Origin of the sequence: Bradyrhizobium sp. S3.12.5 (genome assembly GCF_040548225.1) — a bacterium.
In the GTDB taxonomy this organism is placed as follows: domain Bacteria; phylum Pseudomonadota; class Alphaproteobacteria; order Rhizobiales; family Xanthobacteraceae; genus Bradyrhizobium; species Bradyrhizobium cytisi.
Map to the genome: position 1 here is coordinate 1 of NZ_JBEPRF010000031.1, position 21,194 is coordinate 21,194.

Below are 21,194 nucleotides of genomic sequence, written 5' to 3' on the forward strand. Positions count from 1 at the left end.
CCTGCGAGATCGACTTGCGCAGGATATACAGCCGGCGCTCGAAATCGTCCTCGGTCTTGGCGGTGCCGTTGCGGCCGATGAACACCTGCATGCAGTCGGGCTCGGTCGGCTTCACGGTGACGCCGAGCGAGGAATTGTCGGTCGGCACGTCGCGCCAGCCGAGCAGGGTCAGGCCTTCCGCCTTGATCTGATCGGCGATGATGCTCTTGATGACGTTGCGCCAGGCGGTGTCGCGCGGCATGAACAGCGCGCCGATGGCGTATTCGCCGGGCGCCGGCAGCGCGAAGCCGAGCTCTTTCGCCTGGCGGCTGAAGAAGGCGTGCGGGATCTGCACCAGGATGCCGGCGCCGTCACCGGCGCGCGGGTCGGCACCGACGGCGCCGCGATGCTCGAGATTGCAGAGGATGCTGAGCGCGTCCGAGACGATCGCGTGCGACTTCTTGCCCTTGATGTTGGCGATGAAGCCGACGCCGCAGGAATCCTTCTCCAGGCTCGGATCGTAGAGGCCTTCGGCCGGCGGGCGCGAATTGTGCTCTTGAATCGAATCACTAATCGAATCGGTCATCGGGTCGGTCGTTTTCGAGGCGACCGCCGACAGCTCTTCTGCCACGATGTTTGCGCGCTCGAATTGCGACCCGTTCATGTCCTCGTCCTCTCCATGCGGCAAGCTGCCTCACCGCCATCTTCGGCGCACCTTGGGCGTCCCGCGGCACCCGGTTTTGGGCCACCGCTCGTCCGCTGCGAGCCGCATTTTCTTAAATTCAGGCCAAGAATTCAGGCCAAGACGTTCTCCGTCCCCGAGAACGGCTTTGCCTCCTCATCCTCGTACTTGGCGAAGGCGTTAAGTAACAGTCGCAGGCAGTGCGCCTTCTCTTCAGCCCCCATTGGCCTCGGACCGTCCAGCGACTTCACCGCCGACTCGACTAACTCGACCGCACGATCCTTGTTGCCGCTTTCGAAATAATACTGAGCGACCGCCACATAGGACAGAAACTTGGGGCGGCCGCGGCCTTCTGGAGAGTTCAGCGCGAGGATGTGTTCGGCCAACTCCTTGGTCATCGCAAAGCGATCAGAATGCGGGAAATCAGAGTTGTCCTCCGCTGGATTAGAGAGTTGGCGGATCGCTTGCACCTTCCACAACTCGGATTGTTTTTCGATCGCATCGCCAACCAATTGACGCACAACGGGTAACCCCGTCCGCATGTCATGGATTTTGTGCAGGAGCAGATCCGCATGAACGAGGCGAACGTTGATGTCGTCCGGCATCACTGCGACGCCCTCTTTAGCGGCCGAAAGCGTCGTCGACGAATCCTGCGCCTTCAGCGCCGGTCCAAGTTTGCCCCAGAACGCTTGCATCCGGGCTTTCTCGCGCATTTTAGATTCTGCTTTAGCGATTCGCTCCGCATCCGCGGCTTTGGCTTCATCGCTGGTGCGCCAAGTGCCATTTACGATTTTTGAAAACACGTCATTCAGTTGCATCGGGTGACCGATAAAGGCGACGTGACCGTCGCGGTCGATGACGAATGAGGTGGGGATAGTGGTAGAAAAACTGGGCGCCATCCAGAGCTCCTTCATTTTTCCGGCGTAATCGAACGCGATCCGAAATTTCAGCTTGGAGCCTTTCTCGGTCAACCACGCGTCCAAGCTTGTTCGCGCCTCCTCGGCCGTTGAGCCTCGCTCGGAAGCTGCAACTGCAATGACCTCAACTGCGCTATGGTTGTATTTCTCTTGCAGCTGCGCGAGATGGGAAATCTCCGCCCCACATCCGCCGCACCAAGTCGCCCAAAACTCGACAATATACAGCGTACCCAGCTTAAAGTTGGTGAGGGGCTCGCCACGTACCCAGCTGTCCACCCTGATCGGAGGAGCTGGCGACTCCATACGAAGGATCACGTTGTTCTCCAAAGCTATTCCCACACCTTCGCGCGATCGTATGCGCAAGCTCGTTTGTCTCTAAGAAACGGGGCACGAGTTCAATGAACGAGAGAGCGCGTCTGCATCCACTCCCCCTGACACCGTGCTCAATCCCAGCAGCAATGGCCGTGCCAACGCCAGCAACGAACATCACGCACCTGATCCGGTCTAAAATCCCTCGGCGGCTCAACACGACGGCGCGTTTGTAGCTGGCGGTCTCGTTCGATGTCAGACATCAGACGCGGGTTGTGCGCTTCGAGCCGTGGCGTTTTGTGTCCCGTCCATCATGACGATCGCACCTGACGTTTGGATGATCGCGGCCGTAAGCCGGGGTCCGGAACCGGCAAATAGCTGTGAGTATGAGCCTCGCTCGCTCTGCTGGTCTGATTGCGCTCCTCCTACTCGGTGTTCCTGCTTCCTAAGGAAAGTGCGACCGCGGCTGCCGCCGCTGGAAGATAATCCAGTAGCCGAATTGAGCGTCTGCGCAAATTACAAATGGTGGTTCGAACTTTGAATGGCGAGCCTTTGTGAGGATACATTCTAAAGGGCAGACAAGACGCAGTCCAGTCACAGTCCTGGAAGATCACGCGCAGCACCGGGATGAGATTCAGCACGCAAGTGAGGTCATAGAGTTGGTGAAGAGAAACCGTCCTTATCAAAGTCCCGGCGAGACACTAACTCCACCATGCGTTGGTTCAAGCGCCAGGATCTCGAATCGGTCGTGCGGGAGGACTGGACGTCGGTCAGATCGCCCTCGCCCTGGTCGATATCGTACGAATGTCATTTGGCAATTGCGTTAGCTCGGTGACGCCTCCCCGTCCTGCCAGCCAATCTTGCTCTTCAGAAATTCAAAGCCGAGCACCTGGAAGCCGGCGCGCTCCTTGTTGTCCTTGCCGTAGCCGTGGCCGCCGGCGGCCGGCTCGTAGAACCAGGCCTCGTAGCCCATCGCCTGCAGCTTCGCCGCCATCTTGCGCGCGTGGCCGGGATGGACGCGGTCGTCGCGTCGTGTGGTAGCGATCAGGATCGGCGGGTAGGGCTGACCTGGTTTTGCATTGTGATAGGCGGAGTAGGTCTTCAGCCACTCCCATTCCTCGGGCTTGTCGGGATCGCCATATTCCGCGATCCAGCTCGCGCCCGCGAGCAGCTTGGTGTAGCGGCGCATGTCGATCAGCGGGATGGTGCAGAACAGCGCGCCGAAGCGCTCAGGGTATCGCGTCAGCATGTTGGTGATGAGGATGCCGCCGTTCGATCCGCCTTGCGCGGCGATGCGCCTTGGCTGCGTCACGCCGCGGCGCACGAGATCGGCGGCAACGGCTGCGAAATCATCATGCGACAATTTCTTGCCGGCGAAACGACCGGCATCGTGCCAGCGCGTGCCGAACTCGCCGCCGCCGCGCAGATTCGCCTGCACGATGGTGCCGCCGCGCTCCAGCCAGAGCTTGCCAAGCGACGAATCGTAGTGCGGCTTCACCGCGAGACCGAAGCCGCCATAGGCGCTCATATAGACCGGCGCATCGCCGGTCTCGCCCGCCGGGCCGGTCTGTACATAGGGAATGCGCTCGCCGTCGACCGAGATCGCCTCGTGCTGCGACACCACGAGGCCGTCGGCGTTGAACGTTCTCGGCGCCTGCTTCAAGACCGTCGGACTTTCGACGCCGCGCTCGATCAGCAAGAGCGACGGCGGCGTCAGCGGGTCCTGCACATTGGCGAGCAGGTCGCCATTGCTCTCGGACGAATGGCGATCGAGCGGCCAGACATCGACGACGCCGATCTCGGGAAGACCGCCGAGCGTCTCGCGGCTCCAGCCCGCGGCGGATGGCGTGCGGATCTCGAATCGCGGCTTCAGCTCGTCGAGGATCGACAGCACCAGCTTGCCCGCGGCCCAGAAAAAACCCTGTAGCGCTCGCCGCGGTCCGGGCTCGAACAGAGAAGTGAAGTCGCGGCTGCCGGCGAGGAACGATGAGAGCGAGATGCCGAGCAGGGCGTCGGCGGCATAGGTTCGTCCTTCGACCGGCCAGTCTGTGCGCAGTTTCATCGCAAACCAGTCGCCATGCGCCTGCATCCAGATGCCGGTCGGCAGGTCGAGCTTCGTCGTGGTGCCGGCTTCGTCGCGCAGCCAGATGCCGTAATTGAAAAAGTCGATCTGGTCGATGATCCAGGCGCGCGGCTTCGCGCCGGTATCGTCCACGCTGCCGAAGATCCCCATATGATCGGCCGCGGTCTGGAGGATGATCTGCGCTTGATCCACGCTCTCGCCACGCCGCCACAGGCGAACGGTTCGTGCATAGCCTGATGTCGTCACCATGCCCTCGCCGTGCGCGCTCGACAGCAGCAGCGTGTCCGGATCGAGCCAATCGACGCCGCCCTTGGCTTCCGGCAGCGTAAAGCCGTCGGCGACAAAGCTCTTGGTATCCGCGTCGAATTCACGCAAGGTGACGGCGTCGCTGCCGCCCCGCGAGAAGCTCAGGATCGCCCGCGAGTGTCCCGGCAGCGAGCTGATCAAGCTCAGCAGCCAGTCTTCGCCCTCGCTGGCCGCAAGTTTGTCGATATCCAGCACGATCTCCCACGCCGGATTGGATTTGCGAAACTCCGCGAGCGTGGTTCGCCGCCACAGCCCGCGTGGGTTGTTGGCGTCCTTCCAGAGATTGTAGAGATAGCCGCCGCGCCGTCCCACATACGGAATGTTGTCCGGACGATCGTAGATCGCTGCGAGCGTATCGCGGTCGCGTTCGAACGCCGCTCCGCCGAACACCCGCACCCGTTCTGCTATTCTGCCGCTCGACGAAGTTCAACGCCCGTCCGCCTTCGATCTGTTCCAACCATAGATAGGGATCATCATCTGGAGCCGAGGCCGTTGGCCTTTCAATCCGCGACTTCAACGGCACACCTTTTTTGACCTTGATTCACTGCAAGCTTAGCATTGACGCGCACTTTCGACGGGGTTCAAGGCTTCGCGCCGTACATGTCGTCGCTCGATGCCGGATCTCCCGCTACGTTTGTCTCTGACAAACCACCCCTGTTCATAGCGAGAGAAACGTCGGTTCAAGCAGCTGGCGCGTGGGTCTGACAGTTTGTCGGGCAGACCCGGGCGCAGGCGCTGCAGCCGATGCAGGCCCCCTCGTCCTTCATCATCATGACCTTCTTTTCGACCTCATCGTCGTCCTCATCGAGATCGATCATCTCGCCATCCTCGCTCAGGCCCTTCAGCGTCATGACCTCGCGGCCGCAGACCTTGTAGCAGCGGCCGCAGCCGATGCACTTGTTTGGATCGATCCAAACCAGGTAGTCCGGCCTCCAATCGCGGCCGTCGCGGGTCCTGAATGACATGGCTTGAGGTCCGTTATCCTTTGTGTAGTGCCTGGAGATCTTGGCGCTTGCTTTCGAGCTCGCTGAAGGCGTCGTGGGCCTTCTGCGCCACGCTCAGGATCGCGGTCCAGTTGACAGGCAGATCCTCGGAGAGGTCGTGGAGGTCCATCTTGGCCTGGGTCGCTTTGGCCGACAGCTTCTTTATTTCCGCTTTCAGGCTTTCAACATCGCTCATACTTGCCTCAATAATTCGCCACTTCCGGGAACTCGCGGATCATCTCAACACCACTGCTGACGATTTTGTCGCCTTGCTCGGCAAGATGAGAGAGGTTGTTGAAACCAAAGCGATGCACGTCCCGTAGCTGCTTACTCACGACAACGAGCCGGCCCCCAATCAGCACGATCCGGCCGAACCCTTCATGATGCATCTTCAGCATTGGCGAGATCATCACACCCGTCGCCTTCTCGATCGAGAGCGCAATGGCGTCAAAGAACAACTGCAGTCGCCATGTCGTGTCGGGGTCGGGATTGCCGACGATCGGCAGCGCGCGGCGCTTGCGCTTATCGAGAATGTAGGGTTCTAGCAGGTCGAGGTCCTTCGTGCCCTCCCAGGCGCCGTGGGTGTCCTGGGCGCGCCAGATCTTGATGAGCTCTTTGAGAAATGGCCGCTCCGCCGCGGCGGCGGCTGGAGTGATTTCAGACTGATCGGGCATCCTCTTTCCTTCAGGATTCGAAATCCACCGTACGTTCCGGGCTTTTAGTGAGCAGCTTCCGTAGCCAGGGCGGCGGCGACCCCTTCAGCACGGCTTCGAGTTTGACGCAAAGGTCGTCGATGGGCTCTGGTTGCAGCACCTTCATCGGATGGATGTTGCTCGCGACGACTCGCGCAGCACCCGAGCCGCCGATCGCCGCAACATAGAGGATTGCGCAGTCCCTGATCGCGTCGATCTTCGGCGCCAGCTTATCCTCATTGCCGTCTTCGGTGAGATCACCGCTGAACTGAACTGCCTCAATAAACCGATGCCCGTCCGGGCCGACTTCGTAGATCGCGATGTTCTTGGCCCAGCCGAAGTGCGCATCGACGTGCTTCAAGTCCTGAGTGGCGAATGCAACTTTCATCCGTGTTTTTTCTCTCCCTGCTCAATGCAACTGGGGCGGATGGACCTGCAGGTCACCGCAGCTGATGGCCAGGTGTCGGGCGTCGGCCCATGGTTGGTTTCGCGGTCGGTGATGATCAGATTGGCGATATCAAAGATCAGATCGCGCGTGCCGCGATAGCCAACGGTCGTGAGGTGCCCAGCGCCAAGGCGATCGAACATCGGAAAGCCCACCCGGAGGAACGGAACATTGAGTCGCGAAGCGGCCTGGCGACCATGCGAATGCGACATCAAGAGGTCGCAGTCACGTGACCTGGCAAGCTCTTCAAGATCCTCCAGATCGCCGATCAGGACGTCCTCGGTCCTGACCCGCTGAAGCACCGGTGAGTTCGTCGTCGTCACCACAGCCGTTACCTGCGCCCCCATCTCGTGGAGGAAGCTGGAGAGATCGAATAACAAGTCCGGCTCGGCGCCGATCGCGAGCTTGCGGCCGCCGATATGAAAATGGGCATCCAGCATGGCGTCTGCCAGCTGTCCACGCTGCCGGCGATATTTCGAGGGCACCGACCGGCCGCTGATCTCGCTCAGAAACGCGATGAATTCGTCATTTGGAATAAGGCCGCAGAGCCGCTCGAACAGACGGAACGGCGCGCCTGTCCGCGCCTGCATGATCTCGGCCGCACGGTGCATTTGCGCGCCGATCGCGATCGTCCAGGCCGCCTGCCCCATGGTCGCGATCTCGTCCACTCCAATGCCCCCGATCGTGGTCGGCGTGAATTGGTCGGGGATGTGGCCATCCAGCGAACCGGCAACGTCCGGCAGGAAGGAGGGCTTGAGCCCAAAATCCTCAAAGATCGTGCGAAGCTCGTCGAGATCGCCGGGCGTGAGATGGCAGCCAGGTAGCACATTGACGCGGGAGCCATCGCGCGGTCCGCCTGCGTCGAGGGGAGCCACGAGCACCTCGATCATCCGCGCCACTGTTTTGCCCCAGCCATCCTGAAAGGCATCCTTGAAATCCGGCGTCGAGACGTAGACAAGGGGAAGCTTTTCGAGCTGCGGATGCTTCTGACGGATCAACCGGATGAAGGCCTCGACGTCATCGCCGTTGGTCTCGGTGACGCCAGTCGAATTGATACCAATGATCTCGGGCTTGACGCGATTGTAGATGTTGAGGATCGCCTGTTCGAGATTCTCGTGACCGCCGAGCACGGTGGCAACCTCGCTCATGGCGGTCGTCTGCATCGGCACGGCTTCATTGAAATGGCGCACGAACAGCGTCAGCCCGAACGAGGCGCAACCTTGCGGGCCGTGCAAAAGCGGCATCGCGCCGCGCAGGCCCATGAAGGCAAATGAGCCGCCGATCGGCTGGCTCATCTTGAGCGGATTGACCGAACAGGCTTTCTTCGAGGCAGTGACGATCGCCATGTCGTTCTCCTACTCAGCCGCCTGCAGCGCTGGGGGCTGGAGATCGGAACAAATGTCCTTACAAGCAAGGCTCCTTGCGGTGGACTCGGTGCACGGCTTGGCGGGCTCGACGACGTTCGGGCCATGCGCCGCAATCGCGCTCTCACCATCGCCGATCTCAGTTTTGTTGGAACAACTTATCGTCTTGACGCCGTTCGTGTTCGCGCCCCGAACTGGATCAACGGCTTGCGCATGCATCTGCGCAACCGTCTTTGCCTGACGCTTCCAATCGAGCTCATCCCAGGGCGCGGCTTGGCGGAGCTGATCCCATATCGGATTGTAGAGCGCTTTCTCGATCTCCTCCATGAGCTTGACAATCCCGACATAGCCCATATAGGCGTGGCAGCGCTCCTGGTTGATATCGAGCCATGGCGTCGCCACCTTTAGTGCAACGAATTGCGACTTGCCGCCCGAGAGCATGATGTCGGCTTTTGCGTCCTTTAGCATCTTGTAGATCTCGTGAGGTGACATGTCCTCGATCATGTGGGCGTGCTGGCCCATTAATTCCTTGATGCGTTCCTTGTCCTTCTCGGTCGATTTCTTCACGGACGTGCCTACGATTTCGAGCCCGGCCTCCTGCAAAGCGGCCACCATCGACCAGGACTTCACGCCACCGGTGATGAGAACGACCCTCTTGCCGGCAAAGCGCGGCTTGAAACGTTCGATCGCAGTCCAGGCTTTGGTCTCTTCGCGTGCGATCAGGGCTTGCGTTCGTTCCATCAGCTCAGCCGGCGCGCCACGTTCGATCAGCATGCGCGCAATCTGGCGCAGTGAATCGCTGGAATCCTCAATACCGTAGAACGAGCCTTCAAAAAACGGGATGCCGTAGCGCTGCCTCATCTTGCGTGCGACGTTGATCATCGCTCTTGAACAGACCATCATCGCGGCTTTGGCTCGGTGCGAACAAGCGACCTCGCGATACTTGCCGTCCCCTGAGATGCACGAAAGGATCCGGATTCCGAGCTCATCAAGCAGCGGCTTGACCTGCCAGAGCTCGCCGGACAGGTTGTATTCGCCGATGATGTTGATGTCGTACGGCGTGGTGTAATCCGGCTCTCCGGTACCGACGACGTGCTCCAGCAGTGCTTCGCCCGCGAGCTTGTTACCCAGGTTCTTCGACCCCACAAATCCCGGTGAATTGATGGGAATGACGGGTTTGCCGAATTTGGCGGAGGCCGCCTTGCAGACCATATCGATGTCGTCGCCGATCATCGCGGGCACGCACGTCTGGTAGACGAAGATGGCCTGTGGATCGTATTTCTCTGTGATCTCCTTGACTGCCCTGTACAGCCGCTTCTCGCCGCCGAACACGACGTCGGTCTCGCTCATGTCAGTGGTGAAGCTTCTGCGCCACAGATCAGAGCCGGAGGAGGCGGAACCGCGATTGTCCCAGGAATTGCCCTCACAGGCAATTGGACCATGCACAAGATGGGCGACATCGGTGAAGGGCTGCAGTGCGATTTTGGCGCCATCGAAGGCACACCCGCCGGCGGCGCCGCCCGGCTTCAACTGCTTGGTGCATCCATTCTTGCGCTCGACCTTCGACTTGCTCGCGTTCCTGGGGCAGCCCGGTTCGTTAAAGACGTCCTGTATGATCGTGGGAAGCGAACTCATGGTGTCTCTTTCAGGGATGTCAACACACCGCACAGACCAAGAGGATGGCCGGCGGATAACATGTGATCCCCGCCACAGCGCCGCTGTTCCTGCGGACGATGAGGCGGGGCGCTCGCGTTAGCGTATGATGTCGAAGCTGTAGTCTGTCTTGCCAACCGAGCTGGTTTTTCTATCGAGCTCATCAAAGATCTTATCGAGAATCTTGACCAGCACATTCATGCTACCCTGATAGCCCCACACTGGATAACGATGGTGATGATGGCGATCGAAGATGGGAAACCCGATGCGGATTAGCGGCGTTCCAGTGTCACGCTCGAGATACTTGCCATAGGTGTTACCGATCAGGAAATCGACGGGTTCTGTGAACAGAAGCGAACGCATGTGCCAGAGATCCTTGCCCGGAAAGGCGCGACAGTTCTTACCGAACGGCGAACTCGCGAACAGTGCCTGCATCTTCTGCTCCCAGGCCTTACTCCCATTGGTCGAGAGCACGTGGATCGGCTCAGCGCCGAGCTCCAACAAGAATGCGGCCAGGCCATAGCAGAGGTCGGGATCGCCGTAGATCGCGAACTTCTTGCCGTGAACGTGCGCGCTAGAGTCAGCCATTGCGTCTACCAGACGTCCGCGCTCCTGCTCCAGCGCATTTGGAATTGCCTTGTTGGTAATACGCGACAGCGTCATCAGGAAATCGTCTGTGGCGCTGACGCCCAGCGGGTGATTGAAGGCGACGACCTCCTGGTCGTGCCCCTTGACGAAGGCTAACGTCTTCTCCGTGCAATATTGCTGCATGGAAATCGTTGCCTTCGCGTGGACTGCGTTCGCTGCATCCTCTAGTGTGGTGCCGCCATCGTACATTCGGAACTCGCCATCCGTGGGGGTGTCGAACACGTCGCTGTTATCCGCGAGGATCGTGTAGCCGATCCCCATCAGCTCGAAGATGCGCTTCATCTCACGGATGTTGCCGACAGTGTAGCCGTCGAATCCGCCGATCAAGTTGATCGTACCGTTCGCCTTGCGCTGGAGTTTTGGCGCCGTCCCGGCTTTGCCATCCCAGAAATGCTCGAGGATGCCCTTGAGCGCGTTGTCGTAGCCGGTAACGTGGCTGCCGACGAATGCAGGAGTGTGAGCGAATGGTACGTCGTAGTCCGCGGGGACTGAACCCTTTTCCTTGGATGTTTTGATGAAGGCGTTGAGATCGTCCCCGATGACTTCCGCCATGCAGGTCGTGGCGACCGCGATCATCTTCGGTCTGTACATGTTATAGCTGTTGGCAAGCCCGTCGGTCAGGTTGTTGAGCCCCCCGAACACGGCCGCGTCTTCCGTCATGGACGAGGAGACGCACGAGGTCGGCTCCTTGAAATGCCGTGACAAATGGCTGCGATAATACGCGACGCAGCCTTGGGAGCCGTGGACGAACGGCAGTGTGCGCTCGAACCCGAGCGCGGCGAACACCGCACCGAGCGGCTGGCAAGCCTTCGCCGGATTAACGGTTAGCGCCTCCCGGGCGAAGTTCTTTTCGCGGTATTCGGGCGTCTTGGACCATTCTCTGATGCGGTCGACTTCGGCGGGATCGTGCGGATTCTCAAATAGCGCCTTCTTGTTGGCCAGCATCTGCTGGTATTCGTCTCCCTGGAAAAGCTCAGAGTGGTCGAGTATGTGTTCGGCGTTCTGTGTCATCATGGCACTCTTTAGGTTCTTGTGTTCGTTCTCCTGCCCCTCCCCTCCTCCGCGGAAGAAAGGGTCCAGGCGCCGGCTTTCCTATTCCGCCGCCATGAGGCTCGGCCGCGGAGCGTCCTTCCAAGGTGCCTTGGTCTTTCCCCAGATCGGGGAGTTGATCGCCATGTCCATGTCGCGGGCGAAGATCGCGAAGCCGTCATAGCCGTGGTAAGGACCCGAGTAGTCCCAGGAATGCATTTGGCGGAACGGCACGCCCATCTTTTGAAAGACGTATTTTTCCTTGATACCGGAGCCGACGAGGTCTGGCCGGATGTGTTCAACGAATCGCTCAAATTCGTAGCCAGTGACATCGTCGTAGATCAGCGTGCCATCCTTGACGTAGTGCTGAGCGGTGCGTTGGTAGTCATCGTTATGGGCGAACTCATAGCCTGTGCCGACAACATCCATGCCGAGGTCCTCGTAGGCGCCGATGACGTGGCGAGGACGTAAGCCGCCGACGAACAGCATTACGGTCTTGCCTTCGAGCCGCGGACGGTATTTCGCGGTCACCTTATCGACAAGCGGCTGATATTTGGCGATGACCCGCTCGGCGCCTTCCTTGATCTTGTCATCGAAGAAGCTTGCAATTTTACGCAGCGACTCCGCGATTTTGGACGGCCCGAAGAAGTTGTACTCGCACCAGGGAATTCCGAATTTTTCCTCCATGTGCCGTGAGATGTAGTTCATCGAGCGATAGCAATGCAATATGTTGAGCTTCGCCTTCGGCGTCGCCTCCAATTCAGCGAGAGATCCATCCCCGGACCACTGGGCGATGACGCGCAGGCCCATTTCTTCGAGCAGGATCCGAGACGACCAGGCATCGCCGCCGATGTTGTAGTCGCCGATGATCGCAACGTCATATGGCGTCGACTCAAATGTAGAGCTGGCCTCTGGGGTGCTCTTGTCGAAGATCCAGTCTCGAACGGCGTCGTTCGCGATGTGATGGCCGAGCGATTGTGACACGCCACGAAACCCCTCGCACCGCACCGGCACGATGGTTTTGCCGCCATATTCCTTTGACTTTTCTCTCGAGACCGCCTCGATATCGTCGCCGATCAAACCGATCGGACATTCGGACTGAATGGTGATGCCCCTGTTGAGAGGAAATAGCTCCTGGAGCTCGTCGATGAGTTTGGTAATCTTTTTATCGCCGCCGAACACGATATCCTTTTCCTGGAAATCGGAGGTGAACTGCAGTGTCACGAAGGTGTCGATGCCGGTCGTGCCGACGTAGTAGTTGCGCCGCGATCCCCATGAGTACTGACCACAACCGACCGGACCGTGGCTAATGTGGATCATGTCCTTGATCGGTCCCCAGACCACGCCCTTGGAACCTGCGTAGGCGCAACCACGGATGGTCATCACGCCCGGAATGGACTTGATATTCGACTTGACGCCACAATCCGACTTTCCCGCCTCGTGAACACTGAGATGCTTGGCGCGCCTTTTGGCGGTCTTCTCTGGGTAGACCTTCAACACCTCATCGATTAGCTGCTTGTTGCGCGCCTTGATCTCAGCGACGCTCTGGGTAGTTGCTCGGCTCATACAAATTTCCTTTCGATTGTCGCCTCAAATCAAGAAGCGACGCTTTTCCGATAGACCGACGGATTTCCGATCCGGCGTTCAGGTGTACAGCGTGCAATCTCCGTGACCGGTCCTACCGATCGCAACTTCGCGGCCTTCTGGATCATGCGGCAGCGGTCGTCCACGATCTTGTAGTTCGTCTCCGCTGAGCGCTTGCGAGCGCCGTGTGTGTGACGCTGTTGATTTGTCGACGGGATCGCTGACCACGACGCGTCTCGGTGAAGTCATGCCTGCTCTCCAGCGGTTGGTCATATCGGCTTCTTTACTCACTGCCTGCCATCAGGGGCGTGTCCCTCTGCATGTTGATGCAAAGGGCTAACAGCCGCCTCTTGCGCAGGGGTGTGCAACGAATGTGCCAGCGCTGGCTCAATACAAAAACCCACGTCTGTAGAGCTAGATAGCTGGCAGGATGCGGATTGTTGGAAACCTGACCCTGTCTGGCACCGACAGGCGTACCCGCTAACGCCCTGTCTGAAACAAAACAATCAGTTGCGCTCTCCGCGAAATCGACGCCGCCAAAGATAGGTTATTCGCCGCATTAAAGGTTGAGTCAGGGACGAAGAAAGATATCGCCTAGGAGACATCGCTCACCTTGAACATCACCGAGCACCGGCATTTCGGGATTGGACTCATCGCTGCCAACGGCGCGCTTTCCGCTTGATGAGCATGTCCGTCGGACTGCTCTGAATGATCCCGCTGGCCGCGGCGTATTTTCTGCCAACCATCATCGCCTTCAATTTTCGGCATCACTACGCCTGGGCGTTGGCCATCCTGAACGTCGTCCTTGGCTCCGCCGTGCTCGGCTGGCTTGGGTTCTTCGTGCGGGCGCTGATTTGTCTTTGGAATCGGCATTGGCCGCCAGGTCACAGCATTCGGCACCCGGCCTGGCGAAGACTCCAGCCGGAGATCCGGCTCAACGATGTCCAATTACGATCTGCGCTCCGGATGGAAGCCGCCCGTCTTGCAAGCCGAGATCTTCGCCTTCGAAAGAGCGGGAGCCCGGTGGAATCAGCCGTGTCCATCAAGCTGCATTGCGCGCCTTCCTCGCTTCTGAAGCGACGAGTTGGCTGCACTCAGCCGCCAGTCGGTTCACACCCTCGCGTCGGCCTGCTCACGACCCCTTTTGACCTTCTCGCGCTCCTGCTGGAGCGCTTCGGTCTCTCGGGCCGACCTCCGCGTCCTTGCTCGCCCAGGTGTTCCTGGAACCGCTGGCGGGTCTCGGTGAAAAGAGGGACGGCGATTAGCCCAATCCCATGGTTGCAGATCGGGCACTGCAGGGTGGGTTCATGAGCGCTTTTGGCCGCCGTCGCGTTAGATGTCATGCCCCCTCCCCTTTCGGCAGCTCCTCGGCCGGAATAAACGTGATCCGGCCCGCTCTGCCGCGCTTCCGATGTGGCTTTACCGTTATTTCGACGTCCTGGTCGAACGCTGTCAGCATACGCAGCAGCTTTACGACCGAAACCAGCCTGAACTGGCCCCGAAGCAGCTTGGACAGGTTGGGCTGCTTCACGCCCACCAGCTTCGCGGCTTCGGTCTGCGTGATCTCCCGCTCCGCCATCAACCGCTTCAGTTGTACGACGAGGGCTGCCTTGAGTTGGTGCTCCTGAGCATTCGGCAGGCCGAGACCAGTAAAAATGTTGCCGGAGCGCCGACTGTGGGCGGGCAGCTTCTTCTTCGCGCTCATCATCAGGCTGGCTTTTTCCTTGTGGATAGCTTCGGTGTCGCGCAGGCGCTGCCGAAGAGATGCCCTTCTGCGAGGCCAGTTCGGTCCTGACGCTGATCAGCGCTCTAAAGAGCTGCTGATCGGCTCGGGCGGAGGTCAATTTGAACGCTCTACCGGGCTCGAGTGCCTTCGGAGATTTAGCTCAATTTGTTGCGGGTGTGCTCGTCTTGGAGGACGGCACACAGGCCGGGAGCACGTATTGTATGACGCTAAGAGTATTGACAGTAATTCGCGCGTCCGAGCGCCTGCTGAGATCAGCGTAGGACACGGATCACTTCCATAGAAGAGTTTCTGGCCAATCTGTGAACTCCAACTCGAAGCTACGCAGGCCAGTGAGTTTGGTCGTAAATTTAAGAGTCTTCCCTGAAAGGGCGGCCAATGAGCCAGATGCGAAGTTGAATACTGTTGTGCCGGAAGCTGCGACCGCGATTCCTTGCTCGCCTTCTAAGCTAGAGAAGCCGGTCGCCTCGGAGAGTTGCCCAATTGCAACTCCCTCCAGCGCGCGGTGAAATTCCAGGGACGCCAAGTATGTTCCCTTGTCAGCAGCCCACTCGCTGACCGACACCGCTGTAATCCCCGCGCCGCCCAAGATGCCATCCGCGATCCGACAGCCATATTGAACCGTGAGAACGACCCGCTCATTCCGAACTCCGACGGGCTCTCGATCGGCGGCGGTGATCGTGCACGCGTACCGCCTTGTATCCGCAACCGCGCCCGTGCTTGGCCCGAACAACTCGATAGCGGAACATAACAGAAAAGCGAGAACGGGTTTTATCATGCGGCTGCACCTGGTCTGGAATATCGTTCGCCTGCTCTGTACAATCTGACGCTACGGCCGATTCAAGCTTCTTCGATCGCTCTGTCGGATGAACGACACTCACCGTGACCGCGGTGTCGTAGAACGAGGCGAGCGGTTTCCCCTGGCCCCTGGATGGGTGCCCGAACCATTTCACTGCGGCGCTCACGGCGCGCAGCCAGCACGTCGGTGAACCAACGCTATGGACCGATGCCTTTCAGCTCAGCGGCAGCGAGGGGTGCGACGACCCGCGGCGCCGCAGCGCTACGCTCCTGACGCAGGCGCAGGCGTTCTGTGGGCGGATGCCATTTCCGCTTCAATGACCCGCGGCACAGGTCCCGAATTTCGCTTCAGTGTCAATGTAAAAGGAAACGTGGTCGCTAGGAGCCGTTCAAAGGCAGACTGACGTTCAAGCAGACGCTCTTCGAGGATCTTACGCTCAAGATCACTTAGCTCGCTTTGAAGCCTTCTGCGACAGCGCCAAATGTCATTCCGCACGTATCTGATCTCATTCAAGCGATCGTCAATCGAAGTCATCACGGATACCGTATCCAACTTGAACCAGCCACGGACAACTCGACAATCACGTCCTTCCTCGGTAAGACGCCGATGAGATCTCACGATCTGGCCATCTGCGGACATGATGTAACGATTTGCTCCCAGCATGTTCTCTTGTATCGACGTCTTTCAACGCAAGAGCACGAAGTGACGGCTCGTTCTGCAGAAGTTCAGCTTTTTTTGCCATCAACGCGCAGGACTTCAAAAGCTGCCGTTCGCCCGTGAGTGGCCGAATGGCTATCTTATGCCAACCAACACGCGGCCAGATCAGGTGTCAGGCCGCCCACTCAAGCTGGTGTCGAATGGGAGTACGAGTAATCGGACGGTCGCACCATCCAACTCTGGGCAACCGCGCCTTTCCGATTTGAGATCAGCAATTGCCATGCCAGCGAACCTCAGGTGGGATTGAAGACAAGCCATGTTCAGACTCGGGGCTCGTCTGTTACAAACGAGCGGGACTTCGCGGCGGCGGCGCGCTAGAGCGGCCGGACATGAGTCGGAGAGACTTTAGTCGGCAGGGCTCGGCGAAATCGTGAGCGATGCGAACCGCTGGGCGCCTCGGCTCAGTGTCTCGTGCGCAGATCTTATTACCGCCGTCATGCGTGCGGCCCGCAAGCCGGCAATTTGATCTCATCACAAAAGTCCCTGCGCGATGGTGTCTAACCGGGACTGGCGCTTGTCGCATTTGGGACACTGAATGTAGTCATCAAACCAGGACATCCGACTTTGTTTGTTCGCCCGGACTCCTTCTACAACTAAATCAGCAGCTTGCACGTCAGATGCAACTGGCATCTCAGTTGCTATTGTCCAGTAACACCGTGAGCGCTGAGTGCGACCAGCGGTGTAAGACGGATACATCAGCTTTGCGGGAGCGTATTGGCCACCCAATCGCTTGATGGAGCACCGATGCGACCACCGGACAGCTTACTCTTTTGCGGCACACCTGTTGTTGTCAGATCGACCACCAAGACTAGTCTGATCTACCAACACGACGTCGTGATCTAGCTCAAAGCGAACTCGCCAATCAAATAAGGGCCGAATGCTTCGTGGGCGAACGCCGGCAGCGAGCACCTCGACACGCACAGTTTGATGCAGCCTCGCGTCAGAAGATCCGGTGCATGCTGCGCCGGCCCGTCGAGGGAACGGGGGCTCGCATCGCTGTCGACTGTTCCCTAGATTAACAATCAGAACTGATGAGTGGGGTATGAACAAATCGATCCGGGAGCTTCGGCTTTTAGCTGAAGCATCTGTTTTCGTGATTGGGCTGCTGATGTCCTCAGGAGCTAACGCCGACGATGATCTGATGAGAACCGCCAAGGAGATCTTCCATCCGATTCCCTCAGTCATTCCTGAGGTAAAGAACAATCCAATCACGCATGAAACGATTCAGCAAGATGCTGTTCTTCGATCCGCGGCTATCGGCAAGCGAGATCATCAGCTGCAATACGTGCCACAATCTCGCCACCGGCGGAGTCGATGCCGGTCCGACCTCCGTCGGTCACGGCTGGAAGGTCGGCCTACGTCGGGCCCCCACCGTCTACAACGCAGTGTTCAATACGGCGCAATTCTGGGACGGACGCGCCGTGGACCTCAAGGCGCAAGCCACCGGCCTGTGCAGGCGAGTGCCGAAATGAATGCGACTCCGGATCATGTGCTCGACACCTTGAACTCAATGGCCAGCTATGTCGACTTGTTCAAAAACGCTTTCCCAAACGAAGCGAGACCGGTCACCTTCGAAAACTTTGCAAAGTCAATCGAGGCTTTTGAAGCAACTCTCATTACGCCTGCGGTCCCATTCGATCAGTATCTGGAGGGCAATACACATGCTCTCAACGATCAGGAGAAGTCAGGCTTGGCGCTGTTTATGGAGAAGGGGTGCTCCACCTGCCACAATGGAATCAATGTCGGTGGACAGGCCTACTTCCCATTCGCGTGATGAAAAAGCCGGACCCAAGAGTGCTTCCGGACGCCGACGGGGCCGGTTCGCGGTCACCAAGGCGGCCGGATCGACTTCGAACACCGCGTATTGGGCTTTAAAGCCGCCTGGCCCGTATCCGACGTGCCTTTGCGTGATTAGGGATTCGCGTTCTGTGAGACCGCCGAAGTCGCTCTGTGCATCAGCATTTCCGGTAAGACATTGAAGGATCGCTCGGATCCGGGAACACCCGCGCCAATTTGACCGCCAAACCGAGACGCCGCTCGGCCATCGCCAGAAGCATCACGCCCCCATTCGAGGTCAGGCGCCCGCCATCGAAGGGTGCTGTGACTTTCTTGGCCTGAACGGCTGGAAACGAGAACGGCAGAATCGTATCATCAGTCATGGCGGGCGTGGCGTTCGCGGTTGAAGGTGATGGGGTTGGCTTCAGCAACCCAATCCTACGCCGCATCAGCTCTTTACACCACGCTCGCCAGCCTCTCAGGCGCCCTCTGGCGAATAAGATGGGCTAGGGTCTGTTTGGATTCATCTTGAATTTATCACGGCGGCGGTGAGGTTGATCATTGCTCCGAAGCTGATGTCAGTTTTGTCGGCACGCATGGCGATCCGCTTGAATTCCTTGAGCTTGCAGAAGAAGTTTTCGATCAGATGCCGCCATTTGTACATTTCCTGGTCGATGGCGAGAGGTTTTGCGCGCCGCGGGTGCTGGGAGATGATGACCTTGGCGCCGCGTGTGTCGAGGTCGGCGATGATGGCGTTGCTGTCGAACGCCTTGTCTGCGATCAGGGCATCGAAGGCCAGCCCTTCGATCAGCGGCGGGACGCCGACCGTGTCGAAACGCTGTCCGGGCAGCAGCACGAAACGCACGAGATTGCCGAGCGCGTCGGTCAGTGCCAGGATTTTGGTGGTCATACCGCCTTTAGAGCGGCCGATGGCCTGGTTTTGCGTCCCCCTTTTGCGCCCTGTCCGTGGCGGTGGACCTTGACGATGGTGGCATCGACCATGACGTATTCCATGTCCGGCTCGTCTGAGACTGCGTCGAACAGACGCTTCCAAACGCCCGCCTTCGCCCAGTCGCGGAAACGCGTGTACACGCTCATCCAGTTGCCGAAGGCGCGCGGCAGATCGCGCCACGGGCTGCCCGTACGGGCGATCCACAACACTGCTTCGACAAACAGCCGGTTGTTATTGCCGCTCCGGCCGGGATCGCCCGGCTTGCCGAGACAAAGCGGCTCCATCTTCGCCCATTGGGCATCAGTCAAAACGAATCGCTGCATCCCAAGCTTGAATCACAATCAAGCCCGGATGAGACTCCTGAATCCAAACAGACCCTAGTAAGTCATACAAGTGTTGCGACGGCCGGTTGAATCCGCCCAGTATTCCAGAGACGTCAATTGGTTACGGACAAGCCGCGGCGTACTGGATGCCCCGGTCAAAGCCGGGGCATGACAGCTGAGTTTGTGGGACGAGCTTGTCGCCTCGTACGAAGCCCCTACCCGTGTAGATGCAGCAGATGCGGCCACCACGCGCCGAGTATGGTCATCACGAGGCCGGCAAGCGTCAGCAGGCCGCTGATATAAGCGAGCGCGACTATGCCGGTGATGATGGTCGCCGACGCCAGCACGATGCCGATCTGGAAGACGGCCGAGGCTAGCTCGAAGTGATGATATTTCGCGGTGGTCTCGTCGCGCTCATGCTCGGCATGCTTGGCCTTCTCGGCGAGCTGCTCGGTGCCTTCGCCGGTCTCGGGCTCGGACCGGTAGCGCGCCGCGGTCTTCTGCCAGTCCTCGATCTGCTTCTGTACCGCGGCCTTGGTGGCATCGTCTGGCGTGGTGATCAGCTTGGCTCCCTCGGCCGCGGTCTGCACCACGGTGCGGCGGGCGTTCTTGGCCTGGAAGAAGGCCCAGAAATTCGAGGCCTCGACGTTCTTGCTGATCGATTCGGTCTGGGCGCCCTTGCCGAGCATTTCCGAGATTGCCAGGAACAGTGCCAGCACGGCGATCAGAAGGGCGATCTTCCTGTTCTCGCCGGATGCGTGCTCGGCATGCTCGGCATGCTCCATGCTTTCATGTGCGCTCATGATTTCCCCTCCTGCCCCGATGCCCCACCCTTGACCGAACCGCGCGGCCTACGCAAGAGGCAAGCAAGTTGTGACGTCAGTGTGTCAGCGCCGGGGATGCGCGCTCGCATAGACTTCCAGCAGCCGCTCGGAATCGATGCCGCTGTAGATCTGCGTTGTCGAGAGCGAGGAGTGGCCGAGCAATTCCTGGATCGCGCGTAGATCGCCGCCGCGCGACAGCAGATGCGTGGCGAAAGAATGCCGCAGCGCGTGCGGCGTGGCGCTGTCGGGCAGTCCAAGCGCGCCGCGCAGCCGTTCCATCGCGAGCTGGATGATGCCCGGGCTCAACGGACCGCCGCGCGCGCCGACGAAGATCGGTCCTTCCGGCGGCAGCGTATGCGGGCACATCCCGACATATTCGTGGATCAGCGCCAACACGTTTTTGCAGCACCGGCACCATTCGGGTCTTGTTGCCATTGCCGGTGACATCGACGAATATGTCTTCCGCGCGGCGCCGTTGCGGAACGTCGCCTTGCGAGCCCCTTACTTCCATTCGGGCCAGGTTTGGAATCAACCTGTTGCCCTGATGAGTGAAGTCCAGCTCGGCGCCAAGCTTAGCGATGAGGAAGAGAACGATATCGTAGCGTTTCTAAATTCGCTGACCGGGCGGGCTGCCTAAGATCGAGTATCCGAGACTACCCAGGCGTACGAACACCACACCAAAGCCTTCTATAGAAGATAGGTCAACGCACCGGCCTCATACGTTGGCGTCGCAGATGCGACAACAACCCGGCGCCCTGCAATGAGGCCAATGACTGATCTCGTGAAGGCACAAAAAAGCCCGGCCTCCTCGGGAGGCCGGGCGAAAGTCACGCTGGAGCGACGCCGCTTTATGAATCGCACCAGCTTTCGTCGGTAGGGAGGACTACCGGCGATCGATTTACGGCGAGGGCATTCGCCGTCAAGCAACGAGGAGCGGATATCGCTCCGCACGAAATCTGGAGCCGCTTGCCTTCCACTCCTGTGGGAAAACCTCAGGACTTGACCACCACTCGCCCGCTGTCCGGTTGGCAAGGCAGTGCCTTGCTCAAGCTGGGATCCTTCGCGCAAGCGGTTTCGGTGCCGTGCCCTGAAACTCAAGCCACCGTTTGCGTGGCGCAGCAGCATTTGGCACCGCCAAACACCAACGGCGCTCGATTACCTTTCCCGAGCATCGTGCCAAGCCGCCAATTTCGTATGACATTCCGCAAGGGCGGTAAAATTGATTGTTGTGATGGCACGCATCCACGCGATGGATAAATGAAACAGTCGGGCTGCGGTTCGCGTCCAGCGTTAATGACAACGGAACATGTCACCTGATCGGCATCGCCGGCATGCTGTCGGCCGTCGGATCGAGACTCGAGCTTGTCGCCAGCTGTATGCTACCG

Annotated in this window: 17 protein-coding genes and 4 pseudogenes; 4 read left to right on the forward strand and 17 right to left on the reverse strand. The window is 59.2% G+C overall.

Annotated elements, in window-relative coordinates:
• From ABIC09_RS33080 to nifD, 11 genes and pseudogenes are all read right to left on the reverse strand, one after another.
• Positions 1-643: pseudogene (locus tag ABIC09_RS33080) on the reverse strand (glutamate synthase subunit alpha); the annotation flags it as partial.
• Between the two features lie 131 nt (positions 644-774).
• Positions 775-1,893 carry a TlpA disulfide reductase family protein gene (locus ABIC09_RS33085; protein ID WP_354111880.1) on the reverse strand — a complete coding sequence of 373 codons (1,119 nt, stop codon included), beginning with the start codon at positions 1,891-1,893 and terminating at the stop codon, positions 775-777.
• 817 nt (positions 1,894-2,710) lie between these two features.
• The gene (locus ABIC09_RS33090; protein ID WP_502917729.1) at positions 2,711-4,666 is read right to left on the reverse strand and encodes a prolyl oligopeptidase family serine peptidase; all 1,956 of its coding nucleotides are present in this window, start codon (positions 4,664-4,666) and stop codon (positions 2,711-2,713) included.
• Positions 4,667-4,956: 290 nt separating this feature from the next.
• On the reverse strand, positions 4,957-5,241 hold the full coding sequence (gene fdxB, locus ABIC09_RS33095) for a ferredoxin III, nif-specific (protein ID WP_354111881.1): 285 nt from the start codon (positions 5,239-5,241) through the stop codon (positions 4,957-4,959).
• A gap of 13 nt (positions 5,242-5,254) precedes the next feature.
• Positions 5,255-5,455: a CCE_0567 family metalloprotein gene (locus tag ABIC09_RS33100; RefSeq protein WP_027515606.1), complete on the reverse strand. Its 201-nt coding sequence runs from the start codon at positions 5,453-5,455 to the stop codon at positions 5,255-5,257.
• Positions 5,456-5,462: 7 nt separating this feature from the next.
• A complete protein-coding gene (locus ABIC09_RS33105) occupies positions 5,463-5,933 on the reverse strand; it encodes a NifX-associated nitrogen fixation protein (RefSeq protein ID WP_354111882.1) in 471 nt (156 codons plus the stop codon).
• 10 nt (positions 5,934-5,943) lie between these two features.
• Positions 5,944-6,339, reverse strand: a complete 396-nt coding sequence (gene nifX / locus ABIC09_RS33110) for a nitrogen fixation protein NifX (RefSeq protein WP_354111883.1) — start codon at positions 6,337-6,339, stop codon at positions 5,944-5,946.
• The gene (gene nifN, locus ABIC09_RS33115; RefSeq protein WP_354111884.1) at positions 6,336-7,742 is read right to left on the reverse strand and encodes a nitrogenase iron-molybdenum cofactor biosynthesis protein NifN; all 1,407 of its coding nucleotides are present in this window, start codon (positions 7,740-7,742) and stop codon (positions 6,336-6,338) included. The genes nifX and nifN overlap by 4 nt, the downstream gene beginning before the upstream one ends.
• A 9-nt stretch (positions 7,743-7,751) precedes the next feature.
• On the reverse strand, positions 7,752-9,395 hold the full coding sequence (gene nifE / locus ABIC09_RS33120) for a nitrogenase iron-molybdenum cofactor biosynthesis protein NifE (protein WP_354111885.1): 1,644 nt from the start codon (positions 9,393-9,395) through the stop codon (positions 7,752-7,754).
• Between the two features lie 117 nt (positions 9,396-9,512).
• Positions 9,513-11,072 (reverse strand): nitrogenase molybdenum-iron protein subunit beta, encoded by a 1,560-nt coding sequence (gene nifK / locus ABIC09_RS33125; protein WP_354111946.1) that lies wholly within the window; start codon positions 11,070-11,072, stop codon positions 9,513-9,515.
• An 81-nt stretch (positions 11,073-11,153) separates the two neighbouring features.
• Positions 11,154-12,656 carry a nitrogenase molybdenum-iron protein alpha chain gene (gene nifD / locus ABIC09_RS33130; protein WP_354111886.1) on the reverse strand — a complete coding sequence of 501 codons (1,503 nt, stop codon included), beginning with the start codon at positions 12,654-12,656 and terminating at the stop codon, positions 11,154-11,156.
• Between the two features lie 726 nt (positions 12,657-13,382).
• On the opposite strand from nifD, the gene ABIC09_RS33135 reads away from it, so the two are divergent.
• The gene (locus ABIC09_RS33135) at positions 13,383-13,985 is read left to right on the forward strand and encodes a superinfection immunity protein (RefSeq protein ID WP_354111887.1); all 603 of its coding nucleotides are present in this window, start codon (positions 13,383-13,385) and stop codon (positions 13,983-13,985) included.
• Between the two features lie 28 nt (positions 13,986-14,013).
• Here the strand turns inward: ABIC09_RS33135 and ABIC09_RS33140 are convergent, their stop codons facing one another.
• Both ABIC09_RS33140 and ABIC09_RS33145 read right to left on the reverse strand, forming a co-directional pair.
• Entirely contained in the window at positions 14,014-14,382 is a 369-nt protein-coding gene (locus ABIC09_RS33140) for a helix-turn-helix domain-containing protein (protein WP_354111888.1), read from the reverse strand.
• Positions 14,383-14,689: 307 nt separating this feature from the next.
• The gene (locus ABIC09_RS33145) at positions 14,690-15,196 is read right to left on the reverse strand and encodes a hypothetical protein (protein WP_354111889.1); all 507 of its coding nucleotides are present in this window, start codon (positions 15,194-15,196) and stop codon (positions 14,690-14,692) included.
• 1,780 nt (positions 15,197-16,976) lie between these two features.
• On the opposite strand from ABIC09_RS33145, the gene ABIC09_RS33150 reads away from it, so the two are divergent.
• A complete protein-coding gene (locus tag ABIC09_RS33150; protein ID WP_502917725.1) occupies positions 16,977-17,708 on the forward strand; it encodes a cytochrome-c peroxidase in 732 nt (243 codons plus the stop codon).
• Positions 17,709-17,910: 202 nt separating this feature from the next.
• Here the strand turns inward: ABIC09_RS33150 and ABIC09_RS33155 are convergent.
• From ABIC09_RS33155 to ABIC09_RS33170, 4 genes and pseudogenes are all read right to left on the reverse strand, one after another.
• Positions 17,911-18,093, reverse strand: a pseudogene (locus tag ABIC09_RS33155) (transposase); the annotation flags it as partial.
• 140 nt (positions 18,094-18,233) lie between these two features.
• A protein-coding gene (locus ABIC09_RS33160) for an IS5 family transposase (protein ID WP_354111890.1) occupies positions 18,234-18,985 on the reverse strand; the annotation gives its coding sequence in 2 pieces (ribosomal slippage) (positions 18,234-18,655 and positions 18,655-18,985; 753 coding nt in all).
• 215 nt (positions 18,986-19,200) lie between these two features.
• Positions 19,201-19,788 (reverse strand): DUF4337 domain-containing protein, encoded by a 588-nt coding sequence (locus ABIC09_RS33165; RefSeq protein ID WP_354111891.1) that lies wholly within the window; start codon positions 19,786-19,788, stop codon positions 19,201-19,203.
• Between the two features lie 84 nt (positions 19,789-19,872).
• Positions 19,873-20,269: pseudogene (locus ABIC09_RS33170) on the reverse strand (tyrosine-type recombinase/integrase); the annotation flags it as partial.
• On the opposite strand from ABIC09_RS33170, the pseudogene ABIC09_RS33175 reads away from it, so the two are divergent.
• Both ABIC09_RS33175 and ABIC09_RS33180 read left to right on the forward strand, forming a co-directional pair.
• A pseudogene (locus tag ABIC09_RS33175) lies at positions 20,258-20,573 on the forward strand (hypothetical protein); the annotation flags it as partial. The pseudogenes ABIC09_RS33170 and ABIC09_RS33175 overlap by 12 nt on opposite strands.
• 235 nt (positions 20,574-20,808) lie before the next feature.
• A complete protein-coding gene (locus ABIC09_RS33180; RefSeq protein WP_354111892.1) occupies positions 20,809-21,066 on the forward strand; it encodes a hypothetical protein in 258 nt (85 codons plus the stop codon).
• Positions 21,067-21,194: the final 128 nt, after the last annotated feature.